Source organism: Acinetobacter sp. BY419 (genome assembly GCF_019038395.1).
Lineage (GTDB): Bacteria > Pseudomonadota > Gammaproteobacteria > Pseudomonadales > Moraxellaceae > Acinetobacter.
Genome location: NZ_JAGFXZ010000023.1, coordinates 13,012 through 25,634, shown reverse-complemented (window position 1 = coordinate 25,634; position 12,623 = coordinate 13,012). Strand labels below are relative to the sequence as shown.

At 44.8% G+C, this 12,623-nt stretch carries 15 protein-coding genes; 9 read left to right on the top strand and 6 right to left on the bottom strand.

What is annotated here, in order from left to right:
* The first annotated feature begins 112 nt into the window (after positions 1-112).
* The 4 genes from upp to KUG37_RS10050 all read left to right on the top strand — a co-directional run bounded on the left by upp (position 113) and on the right by KUG37_RS10050 (position 2,586).
* Complete coding sequence (gene upp, locus KUG37_RS10065) at positions 113-748, top strand: uracil phosphoribosyltransferase (RefSeq protein ID WP_216934683.1); 636 nt, start codon at positions 113-115, stop codon at positions 746-748.
* Between the two features lie 86 nt (positions 749-834).
* A complete protein-coding gene (locus tag KUG37_RS10060) occupies positions 835-1,128 on the top strand; it encodes a cold shock domain-containing protein (RefSeq protein WP_216934685.1) in 294 nt (97 codons plus the stop codon).
* A gap of 202 nt (positions 1,129-1,330) precedes the next feature.
* Entirely contained in the window at positions 1,331-1,690 is a 360-nt protein-coding gene (locus KUG37_RS10055) for a hypothetical protein (protein ID WP_216934686.1), read from the top strand.
* Positions 1,691-1,842: 152 nt separating this feature from the next.
* The gene (locus KUG37_RS10050; RefSeq protein ID WP_216934771.1) at positions 1,843-2,586 is read left to right on the top strand and encodes a cold shock domain-containing protein; all 744 of its coding nucleotides are present in this window, start codon (positions 1,843-1,845) and stop codon (positions 2,584-2,586) included.
* A gap of 38 nt (positions 2,587-2,624) precedes the next feature.
* Here KUG37_RS10050 and gigC read toward each other — a convergent pair whose 3' ends face one another.
* Positions 2,625-3,503: a LysR family transcriptional regulator gene (gene gigC, locus KUG37_RS10045; RefSeq protein WP_216934687.1), complete on the bottom strand. Its 879-nt coding sequence runs from the start codon at positions 3,501-3,503 to the stop codon at positions 2,625-2,627.
* An 85-nt stretch (positions 3,504-3,588) separates the two neighbouring features.
* Here gigC and KUG37_RS10040 point away from each other — a divergent pair, with 85 nt between their 5' ends.
* Entirely contained in the window at positions 3,589-4,350 is a 762-nt protein-coding gene (locus KUG37_RS10040) for a ferredoxin--NADP reductase (RefSeq protein ID WP_216934688.1), read from the top strand.
* A 71-nt stretch (positions 4,351-4,421) separates the two neighbouring features.
* On the opposite strand, the gene KUG37_RS10035 is transcribed toward KUG37_RS10040, so the two are convergent.
* From KUG37_RS10035 to KUG37_RS10015, 5 genes are all read right to left on the bottom strand, one after another.
* Complete coding sequence (locus KUG37_RS10035) at positions 4,422-5,147, bottom strand: amino acid ABC transporter ATP-binding protein (RefSeq protein ID WP_216934773.1); 726 nt, start codon at positions 5,145-5,147, stop codon at positions 4,422-4,424.
* Between the two features lie 14 nt (positions 5,148-5,161).
* Positions 5,162-5,845, bottom strand: coding sequence for an ABC transporter permease subunit (locus tag KUG37_RS10030; protein WP_216934689.1), 684 nt, complete (start codon positions 5,843-5,845; stop codon positions 5,162-5,164).
* The gene (locus KUG37_RS10025) at positions 5,845-6,588 is read right to left on the bottom strand and encodes an amino acid ABC transporter permease (protein WP_216934690.1); all 744 of its coding nucleotides are present in this window, start codon (positions 6,586-6,588) and stop codon (positions 5,845-5,847) included. Before KUG37_RS10025 ends, KUG37_RS10030 begins: the two co-directional genes overlap by 1 nt.
* 59 nt (positions 6,589-6,647) lie before the next feature.
* Entirely contained in the window at positions 6,648-7,580 is a 933-nt protein-coding gene (locus KUG37_RS10020) for a transporter substrate-binding domain-containing protein (protein ID WP_216934691.1), read from the bottom strand.
* Between the two features lie 294 nt (positions 7,581-7,874).
* The gene (locus KUG37_RS10015; RefSeq protein ID WP_216934694.1) at positions 7,875-8,297 is read right to left on the bottom strand and encodes a hypothetical protein; all 423 of its coding nucleotides are present in this window, start codon (positions 8,295-8,297) and stop codon (positions 7,875-7,877) included.
* 149 nt (positions 8,298-8,446) lie between these two features.
* Between KUG37_RS10015 and eat the strand changes: the two genes are divergently transcribed.
* The 4 genes from eat (at position 8,447) to KUG37_RS09995 (ending at position 12,590) form a co-directional block, all read left to right on the top strand.
* Positions 8,447-9,889 (top strand): ethanolamine permease, encoded by a 1,443-nt coding sequence (eat, locus tag KUG37_RS10010; RefSeq protein WP_216934695.1) that lies wholly within the window; start codon positions 8,447-8,449, stop codon positions 9,887-9,889.
* 25 nt (positions 9,890-9,914) lie between these two features.
* Positions 9,915-11,300: an ethanolamine ammonia-lyase subunit EutB gene (locus KUG37_RS10005; RefSeq protein ID WP_216934697.1), complete on the top strand. Its 1,386-nt coding sequence runs from the start codon at positions 9,915-9,917 to the stop codon at positions 11,298-11,300.
* A 9-nt stretch (positions 11,301-11,309) separates the two neighbouring features.
* On the top strand, positions 11,310-12,125 hold the full coding sequence (gene eutC / locus KUG37_RS10000) for an ethanolamine ammonia-lyase subunit EutC (protein WP_216934700.1): 816 nt from the start codon (positions 11,310-11,312) through the stop codon (positions 12,123-12,125).
* 138 nt (positions 12,126-12,263) lie between these two features.
* Positions 12,264-12,590: a hypothetical protein gene (locus KUG37_RS09995; protein WP_216934703.1), complete on the top strand. Its 327-nt coding sequence runs from the start codon at positions 12,264-12,266 to the stop codon at positions 12,588-12,590.
* The last annotated feature ends 33 nt before the right edge of the window (positions 12,591-12,623 follow it).

Sequence of the window (12,623 nt, the reverse complement as noted above, 5' to 3'; positions counted from 1 at the left end):
ATTAATGTTATTACAAAAAAGCCTCCATGATTGGGGGCTTTTTTATTTATACAAATCAAGAAAAGCCATTATAATAGCGGAAATTTATCTTTAACCTTTTAGGTGTTCTCCCGTGGCAATCCATGAAATCCGTCATCCTCTCATCCGACATAAGCTCGGTTTACTCCGTCGTGCAGATATCAGTACTAAGAACTTCCGTGAGTTAGCTCAAGAAGTGACCATGCTTCTGACTTATGAAGCGACTAAAGACTTGCCAATGGTTGAACATGACATTAACGGCTGGAATGGGGCTGTAACGGTTGACCGTATTGCGGGTAAAAAAATCACGGTTGTGCCGATTCTGCGTGCCGGTATTGGGATGCTCGATGGTTTCTTAAACCTGATCCCAAGTGCAAAAGTATCTGTACTTGGTTTAGAGCGTGATGAAGAAACGCTGGAAGCACGTACTTACTATAAAAAACTGGTTCCAGACGTACAAAATCGTATTGCGATGATCATTGATCCAATGTTGGCGACAGGTTCTTCTCTGGTAGCGGCAATTGATGTGCTGAAAGCCAGCGGCTGTAAAGACATTCGTGTCATGGTGCTGGTTGCTGCGCCGGAAGGGATTAAACGTGTAGAAGCTGCACATCCGGATGTCATTATGTTTACTGCAGCAATTGACAGCGGTTTAAATGAAAATGGTTATATCGTTCCGGGTCTTGGCGATGCTGGCGATAAAATCTTTGGTTCAGTTCAAAAAGACTAATTTTTGAATATGATGAAAAAAGGGGCTACTACAGCCTCTTTTTTATATAATGTAGACAGGGCATTTTCAGGATAGGACAACACAGCATGAAAGATGAATTATACCAGGGTAAAATCAAACAGTACGACCCTGCCAAAGGTTTCGGTTTTATTGGCTGCGCTGAGGGAGATGTCTTCTTCCATATTTCAGACTTCCCAGCGGCGGAAGGCGAGCCAAAGCGCAATGAACGCGTGAAATTTAATGTTGTTGAAAATGGCGATAGATATAAAGCGATTAAGATCGAACGTGTCGAAGACAAATCAAAGAAAGCTAAAAAATCTAAGGTCGCTGCACATAACCAATCAATTACTTCAGCCTTATTATCAAATCTTAAGCGCTAATCTACGAAGAGTAAGACTAAATAAAGAGGCATTTGTGCCTCTTTATTTATATAAGAATTTATCGGCTGCGAGTATAAATCAGGCTTTGTAACCTAAAGCTTGTGTTTCGTTACGTAAACAATAAAACTTCCACCAAAGCTCTACAATCATCTCCATTTCTTCTCACTTAAAATACATTCATTGATTTATAGAGAGAAATGTCATGTTTAGGAATGGAAAAATTAAAGCCTACGATTTTGAACGTGCTATGGGTGTTCTAGAACTGACAGAAGAAGCTCACCAGTTAAGTTTCAAGTTGCAAGATCTGCCTTCGCCTGAAATTGAACCGCAAATTGGAGAGCGGCTTAAATTTAGAATCATTCCCGAACAAGGTGGCATGAAATTAGAAAATATGGTGCGCCTGGATATTAAAGTGCAAGATGAGTTTGTGTCAGATGTTATCGCCTTAGAATCCTTGGCACCTACAGTACCTGTTCCGGTACGTAATTCAATTTTCTTTAGTCCAACGCTGTGGCTGGCCTTGGTATCAGCAGCTGGCTTTATGATTTTTGGCGAAGTATAAATTTAAACCAGAACATATTTATTTTCTATTTTTAACTCGGGGTTTTATCTATTCTTCAATTGTAAAAGGCACCTTTGCGGTGCTTTTTTGTTTCAGCATCAAAAAAATCAAGAAAGCTTTATAGTCTCTTTTTCATTATAATTATTAAAAATATCAAAGATAAGAGTGAATTATGTTTCAAGAGGGGGGAAATCAAAACTTATCACGAAGAGCGTGGCTTTGGTTTTATTCAAATCGAAGGGGAATCTAAAGATTTATTTTTTCATATCATAGATTTTCCCAATAAAAATATTCCGCCAAAGATTGGGGAAAAATTAAAGTTTTTGATTGTGGAAGATAAGGGAAAGTTTAAGGCAGAACATATTGTTCGGCTGGATGTTAAAGCAACGGTGCCTGTTGCACATAATACTAATCTATATGGAGCTCCTGAAGTTCAGACTTCTCCACGTTATGAAAAGGCAAAATCATCAACTACATCAAAAATAATCCCAATATCGGGATTAATTATTATTGTGATCCTTGGTGGTCTTGTTTATAACAAATACCAAAGCTACCAAGTTCAAAAACAGCAGAAGCTTGAAGAATTGATGGTAGAGCAGCAACGAATTGTAGCTGATCAGCGAACGGCACAAGGTGATTTACCTATGGAGGGATTATCTGAGCAGGGTAGGAAGAATCTAGAAAATCGTGGCACTGAGTTACGAAGCCAAAGATACACCGTTAATTCGGAAAATTCAGAGATGGCTTCGCAATCTATATCTCAATTCAAATGTGATGGTCGAGAACACTGTAGCCAAATGGGTTCTTACGAAGAGGCTTTATTTTTTATTCGTAACTGTCCAAATACTAAGATGGATGGTGATGGCGACGGTATCCCGTGCGAAAGCCAATTTTAATCAATAATAAAAAAGCACCTTAAGGTGCTTTTCATATTTTAGCCTTCACAAAAATTCATAAAGGCTCTCAGACCTGGACCCTGATATTTCTGGCGATGCACCAGCATAAATAGAGGACGGGTCAGCGACCAGAATGGCGTATCCAGAATCACCAGTTGGTCTTTTTCGCGTAAAGGCTCAATCGCAAGTTTTGAAATACAGGACAGTCCGATTCCACCCGCTACGATTTTTAAAATCGCTTCATTATGACCGAGTGTTAGACGGATATTGGCATCCGGCACATCTTTTAAAATGGCATTGTCAAATACTTCACGCGTGCCTGAACCTTCTTCACGCAAAATCCATTCAACCGATTTGAAGTCTTCAGCAGTCAGTTCACGGTTTAATTGCGCGAGTGGATGATCCGGGGCACAGCATACCGCCAGCTCATCATCACGCCAGTGGATACATTGCAATTGTGGCAGATGACAAGAGCCTTCAATTAAAGCGAGGTCTAACTGGAATTGGCTTACAGCTTCAATCATTTGACGGGTATTGCCGACTTGAAGCTGTAAATGTGCCTGAGGTCGAATCTTTAAAAAATCTGCCATCAGATCAGGGATTAAGTAATCCGAAATTGTCAGGGTTGCACCTAAGCGTAAATCGATACTTTGCAGTTCGCCTTTAGCAATTTGCTCAAAAGACTCACAGCGACCCAAAATTTCTAGTGCTTGAGGGAGAAGAAAACGCCCTAGATCATTGAGCTGTAAACGTTTGCCTAAACGGTCAAACAGTGGGGCACCCAGACCATCTTCCAGATCTGCTAAAGCCATACTCGCCGCACTTTGTGTAAGCTTGACGGCATCACTGGCCTTCGTTACGGTACCCTCTTGTGCCACTGCTACAAAAACAGCCAATTGGCGTAAAGTCATGCGCATGAATAGAGCCTTAACATTTAAAAAATATTAATAAATTATGTTGCCATGCTACCATGAGCGTAGTCTTTCATGCCACGTTGAAATCATGTCAATTGAAAAATTTACCCGAGAAAAAGTTTTATCTGTACACCGTTGGACCAATACCTTATTTAGTTTTACCATGACACGCCCGGCACATTTTAAATTCACTGCAGGGCAGTTTGCGCGTATTGGTTTGCAAGTGGGAGATGAACTGGTGGTTCGTGCCTATTCGGTGGTGTCATCTCCTTTTGATGAAATTCTGGAGTTTTTCTCGATTGTCGTTCCAGAAGGTAAATTTACCTCCAATTTACAGCACCTAAAAGTAGGGGATGAGCTGTTTCTGGAAAAAATTCCTTATGGTTATCTGACTCTGGCACGTTATCAATTACCTTTACCTAAAGACCTATGGTTACTGGGTACCGGCACGGGTCTGGCACCGTTTATTTGCATGTTGCAAGACTTTGAAACCTGGAGCAAATACGAAAAAATCAATCTGGTTTATAGTGTTCGTACCCGGGCTGAACTTGCTTATGTAGACCGGATTCAGGAAATCGCCGAGACCTTTGGCGAAGGGCATAGCGGTTTTAAATTTATCCCGATTATTACCCGTGAACCCAATGCACCCTTGCATGACCGTTTACCGGTGCTGATTGCCAATGGCGAGCTGGAAAAAGTGGCCGGTCTCACACTTAATCCGGAAACGACCCATGTCATGCTTTGCGGTAATCCGGATATGGTCGATGACACCAAAGAAGCCTTAAAAGCCCGTGGTTTGACCATGAACCGTCGTGGTGAAGGGAATATTGCGGTAGAAAATTATTGGTAAGCTTGAAAGACTTATGCTCAAAAGCTCATCCTTGGATGAGCTTTTTTATATAAAACATGAGTAACGAAAGCTTAGTGCAGAATCTTGTTCAGGAATTGCTGGGCACGCTCACCACGAGTGGTATTGAAGAAATCGTCTTTACTGCAATCTTCCACAATTATTCCCTGATCCATAAAGATGACCCGGTTGGCGACTTGTCGGGCAAAACCCATTTCATGTGTGACACACATCATGGTCATGCCTTCTTTGGCCAGTCCCACCATGACATCGAGCACTTCATTAATCATTTCAGGATCAAGGGCCGAAGTCGGCTCATCAAACAACATTGCAATCGGATCCATACTCAGCGCACGGGCAATCGCAACACGTTGCTGTTGCCCGCCAGAAAGTTGTGCCGGGAATTTATTGGCCTGTGCACTTAAGCCGACCCGATCAAGATAAGCAAGCCCTTTCTGTTTGGCTTCGGCTTCAGAACGCCCCAATACTTTGATCTGGGCAATGGTCAGGTTTTCGGTAATGCTAAGATGTGGAAATAGCTCAAAATGCTGAAATACCATACCAACACGACTACGCAATTTATTTAAATTGGTTTTCGGATCATTAATTTTAATCCCATCGACCAAAATATTACCTTGCTGAACAGGTTCCAGACCATTGACGGTTTTAATCAGGGTCGATTTCCCTGAACCAGAAGGACCACAAACCACGACCACTTCACCTTGCCGAATCTGTGTGGTGCAGTCGGTCAGTACCTGAAAATCCTTATACCATTTACTGACATGCTGGAGGTCAATCATGATTTTTCCTTCGCTCATACACTTAACCTCTGCTGTAATTTTTTAACAATATACGTGGCAATCATACTGATGGTGAAATACACCAAACCGGCAAAAAGAATATATTGGGTGAGTAAACCCATCAGGTCGCCACGTACATAATTGGTCCGGAAAAAGTCCAAAAGGCCAATCGCATAGACCATGGTGGAATCCTGAAACAAAATAATGGTCTGTTGTAATAACAGAGGTGTCATCTTGCGAAAAGCCTGAGGCAATATAATCAGACGCATGGATTGACTATAGCTCATACCCAGGGCATAGGCCGCATCCGTTTGCCCCTTGGGAATAGACTGAATCCCGGCACGGACAATTTCGGAAAAATAAGCAGCCTCAAACAGCATAAAGGCCACAATACTGGACACCAGTGCCGTATCCATGGTCAGGTATTTTCCGGTTAGCCCGGTATAGATAAAGGGTACAGCGAAGTAGAACCACATCAGGACCAGCAGCAGGGGAATCGAACGGAACAGGTTGACATAGCCCTTGGCAATCCAGTTAAACACCCGAATTGAAGACAGCCGCATTAATGCCAATAATGTGCCAATAAAGACCCCGCCAATGGTGGCAAAACATAAGACTTTTAAGGTGATGCTCAGACCATGCCACAGGGCAGGTGCGGATAACTGTAAATCCTGAAAAAATGCAGTAAACCATTCCATTATTTTGTCCCCGCAATCAGACCAGGCACCTGGAAGCGTCTTTCCAGGAAGCTCATCAAGCCAATCAGGCAGACATTGATCAGGATAAAAATCAGGGTGACGTAGGTGTAGATCTCAATCGTATTTTGCGTATATTCACTGATAGTTTTCATCTGGGAAATGAGCTCTGCAACCCCGACCAGTGAGGCCACCGAAGTATTCTTGACGCAATTGGTCAGTTCAGAACTGAGCGGAGGTAAGATTATGCGGAAAGACTGCGGTAAAATCACATAGCGATATAATTGTGCGGTGCTAAAACCCATAGCATAGCCGGCATTAATCTGTCCGGGTGGAATAGCTTCAATCCCGGTACGCACCTGTTCACAAACCCGCGCTGCGGTAAACAGTCCTAAACCGATACTGGCTGACATCAGCGCAGTGGTATTCGCTCCCAGATCATTGATCCACCAGCTTTGAATGCTGTTCGGCAAAAAGTTGGGAACCACATAGAACCAGATGAATAGTTGGATCAGTAAAGGCACATTCCGAAAAATGGTGACGTAGGTGGTTCCAATCGCCCGGGCAGTTGGGCTGGGCAAGGTTCGCATGATGCCCAGCAGACTACCCAGAAGCATGGCAATTGACCAGGCTACAATCGCAATTACGGCTAACCAGCCGAGGCCAGTCATGATCCAGCTTAGATAGGTGCTATCTCCAATCCCGGTTGGTTGTAATAAGACACCCCAATTCCAGCTGTAATTCATGATCACTCCAAAATGAGCTTAAACAGGTCATGCTTAAGCAGATGATTAAGGTTCAGAGTCTATTGATCGCGGTCATGCGGGTTACTGATCAGGGCTTTCAAGTCATCAGACATGGTAAAGTTCAGGTTGATATTTTTCGGTGGAATTGGCATAAGGAACCATTTCTGATACATGCTGTTAATTTCACCGGAGCTGTAGGTGGCTTTAATCGCATCATCTACCACCTGCTTAAATTCAGGGTCTCCCTTACGCAACATACAGCCATAGATTTCATTGATTGGCGCTATACCCACAATGTGCCATTGTTCCGGATTTTTAGCCTTGGATTTTTCTCCCGCCAGCAAAATGTCATCCATCATAAAGGCAGCGGCACGGCCACTTTGCAGCATTAAAAAGGATTCTGCATGGTCTTTGGCAGAAATAATTTCGCCAATACCCAATTCTTTTTCATGCTGACGAAGGTAGCGTTCAGATGTGGTGCCGGCAGTGGTGACCACCTTTTTGCCTTTCAGATCACTAAAATCTTTAATACCAGAATTGGTAGCGGTTAACAGACGGGAACCCACTTTAAAAAAGCCAATAGAGAAATCGACCTGTTGCTGACGCTCTTTGTTGTTAGTCGTCGAACCACATTCCAGATCAACTGTACCGTTGGAAACCAGGGGAATCCGATTCTGGCTGGTCACCAGGTTATAGCGGATTTTTAAATCAGGCAGATTCAGCTTCTGTTTGACGGCTTCGACCACTTTCAGTTGCAGATCATGGGCATAACCGACCGGCTGATTCGGATTGTCAGCGATATAAGAAAATGGAATCGAAGAGTCACGATAACCTAATACGATCGTGCCAGACTGTTTGATTTTATTGAGTGTGCCAGAAGTGCTCTCGCTGCCTGACTGATTGCTTGGTGCCTGATTATCACTACAGGCACTCAGTCCCAAGGTCAGGGCGCTGGCACATAGCAGCGTAGCGAATTGAGTCTTTGATTTCATCGTGAAACTCCATTTTTCATTTTCAATTATTATGATTACGCCAGTTTTAGGGCTGTGCTGAGACGATATTTTGATTATTGCTATAAAGTCTAATTGTTCGTTTATATTCATCTTAGTTGATCATTTCAACATGACTCAAGCTAAATTTATTGCTGAAATGTTACTGAATCTAAAAAGGAAATCTGCTGGAGGCTAAAAAGGTATGCATATAAATAAAGAAATCGAAGCAAAAAGAATAAAAAGAAAAAGTCATAAAAAAACCTCCGAAACGGAGGTTTTTTTATCGATTCAAGCTTAATGCACAAACATATCCATCGATTCACGGATTTCCTGAATAGCGGTTTCGATATCGGAGCTGAGCCAAGTCGGTTCAAAAAATCCGGCATAGTGCTCAATACGGTCTGCAGGCACCACGAGGCGGACCGGACAGTCTTCTTCCAGTAAGCGCCATGGAATGATCGGCACTTCATTATCCAGCCATGCCGTGACATCCCGAATATCGATAATCATCGCATTGACACAGTCCGGAAAAGGCATCACGGAAAATTCTTCGGTACGACGACGGAAGTATTCCAGATCCTGCCAGCGAAGCAGAAAGCTTGGCTTGCTGAATTCAATGATTCCAATCAGATGCTGATCACGGCTGTAGTGCAGCGTACATTGATGTGTGACGTCAGTATCAAGATCAAGCGATACACTTTGTTGACGATACGCCATATAACTCGGGTGTATAAATGAGGAGGTGGATGATTATAACGCATTTCGTATCTGAAAGGCAGCGTCTCGACTGTCTTCACTGCAGCCTCCGGAACTGGTACGGCTTATGCATGTCTTCAGGGAACAACGATAAAAACAAAGAGGTTGCTATGTCAGAGTCAAAGAGCGTGATAGATACCAGTGTGACTGAAACAGCAGGACAAGAAGATTATTTTGCCTTGCGCCACCTCAAGAAAGGCGCTGTGGGTTGGCTGCTTCTTGTCGGTCTGGGGGTGGCTTATGTGATTTCCGGTGATTTTGCCGGCTGGAATTTTGGTCTGGCGCAGGCGGGCTGGGGAGGCATGTTTATTGCAACCATTGTGGTGGCAATTATGTATCTGTGTATGTGTCTGGCCATGTCCGAAATGTCGACCATGCTGCCCACAGCGGGCGGGGGTTACAGTTTTGCTCGTACTGCTTTTGGCCCCTTTGGCGGCTATCTGACCGGAAGTGCCATCCTGATAGAGTATGCCATCGCACCGGCAGCGATTGCCTGTTTCATTGGTGCCTATTGCGAAGCCCTGTTTGGAATTGGCGGCTGGATCATTTACCTGGTGAGCTATCTGGTCTTTATGGGCCTGCATCTGAAAGGTGCTGGTGAAGCCCTCAAGATCATGTTTGTGATTACCGCAATTGCTGCAGTTGCCTTGATGGTGTTTATCTTTGGCATGTTGCCGCATTTTAATAGTGCAAATCTGTTTGATATTGCTGTCAGTACTGAAGCTGCGGGTGCCAGCAGTTTCCTGCCATTGGGTTATCTGGGTATTTGGGCAGCAGTCCCGTATGCAATCTGGTTCTTTTTAGCGGTTGAAGGTGTGCCGCTGGCAGCCGAGGAAGCCAAAGAGCCGGCTAAATCCTTGCCGCGAGGCCTGATTGGTTCCATGCTGATCTTGGCATTCTTTGCTCTGAGTATTTTGTTGCTTGGTCCGGGTGCAGCAGGTGCAGACACGCTTAAGGATTCTGGTGCACCGCTGGTGGATGCCTTGGTCGCCGTCTATGGTGCCAATACCTGGATGGCAAGCTTTGTCAATTTTGTCGGGCTGGCTGGCCTGATTGCCAGTTTCTTCTCGATTATTTATGCCTATTCCCGCCAGATATTTGCCCTTTCACGTGCCGGTTATTTACCGAAAAAACTGTCCTTGACCAACAGCAATCATGCCCCTTATTTGGCCATCATTATTCCCGGGATTATCGGATTCCTGCTGTCCCTTTCTGGTGAAGGCGATTTGCTGATTCTGATGGCGGTCTTTGGTGCCACCATTTCCTATGTCTTGATGATGATGTCATACATCAAACTGAAACTGTCTCGGCCGAATCTGGCACGTCCTTATAAAGCCCCGGGCGGTATTGTCACTGCATCGATTGCTTTAGTGCTTGCAGCTATTGCAGTAGTCGCAGGCTTCCTGGTCGATCCAAAAGTCTGGTTGATGGCAGCAGCTATTTATGTGGCACTTATTGTCTATTTCTTGGTATATAGCCGTCATCATCTGGTGGCTGGCACACCGGAAGAGGAATTTGCCCGCATTGAAGCGGCAGAAAAGGAATTGAAATAAACCCATCAGCAGGGAGCACACGCTTATGTTGTATCAGATCAATGTGGCCAATCAGCATTATATCTTTAATGATTTAAAAACCTTATTGGCCAAGGCCACGCCTGAACGTTCTGGTGATCAGCTGGCAGGGATTGCAGCCGTAGATGCAACCGAGCGTGTGGCTGCACAAATGTGTCTGGCAAACGTCCCCTTACAGCAGTTTTTGCATGAAGCGGTAATTCCCTACGAGGAGGATGAAATCACCCGCCTGATTATGGATGAACATGATGCCGAGGCTTTTTATCCGATCTCGCATTTTACTGTCGGAGATTTTCGTAATTGGCTGCTAAGTGCGGATGCTACTACAGAAAAAATTACGGCCTTAAAAATGGGCATGATTCCGGAAATGGTAGCGGCTGTCAGCAAAATCATGCGTAATCAGGATCTGATTCTGGTGGCGAAAAAATGCCGCGTAGTGACCAGGTTCAGAAACACCCTGGGTCTGGAAGGTCGTCTGTCGACACGCTTACAGCCGAATCATCCGACTGACGACTTGATGGGAATCTCTGCGTCCATTCTGGATGGACTGATGTACGGAAATGGAGATGCGGTCATCGGGATCAATCCTGCAACAGATAATTTGCAGACTTTGACTGAACTGCTCAAACTGCTTGATCACGTCATTCAGGAATATGAGATTCCAACCCAGTCTTGTGTTTTGACCCATATTACTTCCGGCATTCAGCTGGCAAATAAAAATGTCCCGATTGATCTGATGTTTCAGTCCATCGCAGGAACTGAAAAAGCCAATACCGGTTTCGGCATTAATCTCGAACTTTTACAAGAAGGCTATGAAGCCACTTTAAGCCTGAAACGCGGCACAATGGGTCAAAACGTGATGTATTTTGAAACAGGACAGGGCAGTGCGCTATCTAGCAATGGTCATCATGGCGTTGATCAGCAAACTCTGGAAGCGCGTACCTATGCCGTGGCTAGAAAGTTTAATCCCTTGCTGGTCAATACCGTGGTGGGCTTTATCGGGCCGGAATATCTGTATAACGGCAAGCAGATTATCCGTGCAGGATTAGAGGATCATTTCTGTGGCAAGCTGCTCGGCGTGCCAATGGGCTGTGATATCTGCTATACCAACCATGCCGATGCCGATCAGGACGATATGGATGTACTGTTGACCTTGCTTGCCAATGCCGGACTGAATTTTATGATGGGGATTCCCGGTTCAGATGATGTGATGCTGAACTATCAGACCACTTCCTTTCATGATGCTCTCTACATCCGGCAGTTACTCGGCTTGAAACCGGCACCAGAATTTGGCCACTGGCTAGAGCGGCAAGGCATTTTGGCTCAACATTCCAACCAGCTGCACTGGCCGACCGAGCTGCCAAAGCAGTTTTCACGTCTGATCTTGTCTTAAGGAGCTGCTATGAAACTGATTGCTGATGCGAAATTCGAGTCTCAATTGCAAGATAATCCCTGGGAAAAGTTGAAGGCCTTTACCGATGCGCGGATTGCCTTAGGGCGGGCCGGAGGCAGCTTGCCGACTCGACCGAGTCTGGAATTTCAGCTGGCACATGCCCAAGCCAAAGATGCGGTACTGAAGCCACTTGATGTTGCATCCTTAACAGCTGACTTGAGTAAAACCGGGCTGCCCATGCTGGAAATTGAAAGTCAGGCGCTAGAGAAAAACCTTTATCTTAAACGTCCTGATCTGGGGCGTGTTCTTTCAGAGCAGTCCAGAACCATGTTGCAGCAATACCGAGCCGAACATCAGGAACATTGGGATGTCGCTATCGTTCTAGGAGATGGGTTATCGGCACGTGCCATTGAGGAAAATAGCCCGCATTTTATTCCGGCGTTGCTGGAGGCTTGCAAAGAACAAGGCTGGAAAGTTGCCCCCTTGGTGATTGCCCGCGGTAGTCGTGTGGCACTGGGTGATGAAGTTGCAGAAATTCTACGGACTAAAATGCTGGTCATGCTGATTGGTGAACGGCCAGGTTTGAGTTCACCGGACAGTATGGGAATTTACTATACTTATAATGCTTTTAGGGGCTGTCATGATGCCTTACGCAACTGTATTTCCAATGTACGGCCTGCAGGCTTAGCCTATCTGCTTGCCATCCGGCGACTGGTGGAACTGATGCGTAAATCCTGCGAGTTACAGTTTTCCGGGGTGCAACTGAAAGATGAATATGAAACCCCAGTCGACGTGCAACATCCCCCGGCCAAACGGCTATTTTAGATTGGCATTGCCCACAGACTTCTGATGGATTAGTGACTTACATCCCGTCACCATCTCACCATGTTTTGTCACAGAAGCGCTATTCACAGCTTGTTATTCTAAAAATCTACTTATGAATAACAAAGAGTGAGGATGGTGATGGTCGATGATTTCAATAAAAAACCACCTTTAAATCATCAGGCAGAAGTGACGCAGAAGAAGCGTATTCCTGTTTATATCTTGATTTTGGTCGGTATTTTTTTACTCGCACTACTTTTCTATATGTTTACTGACATGAAGCCAGATGCGAGTGATGCTCCTGCGGGACATCCAAATCCGAATGTGCAGCCTGCTACCCCAAATAATTCGACCCCAGTCGGTGAGCCTACACAAGGCACTGCCACTATGAGTGATGGAACGGAAGCAACCGCGACTGATGCCACAGAAGCAACTGCAACCGCGACTGATGGACAGGCGACTCGATAACTGAAAATACTTGAAAAGCTCTAGTGAACCACT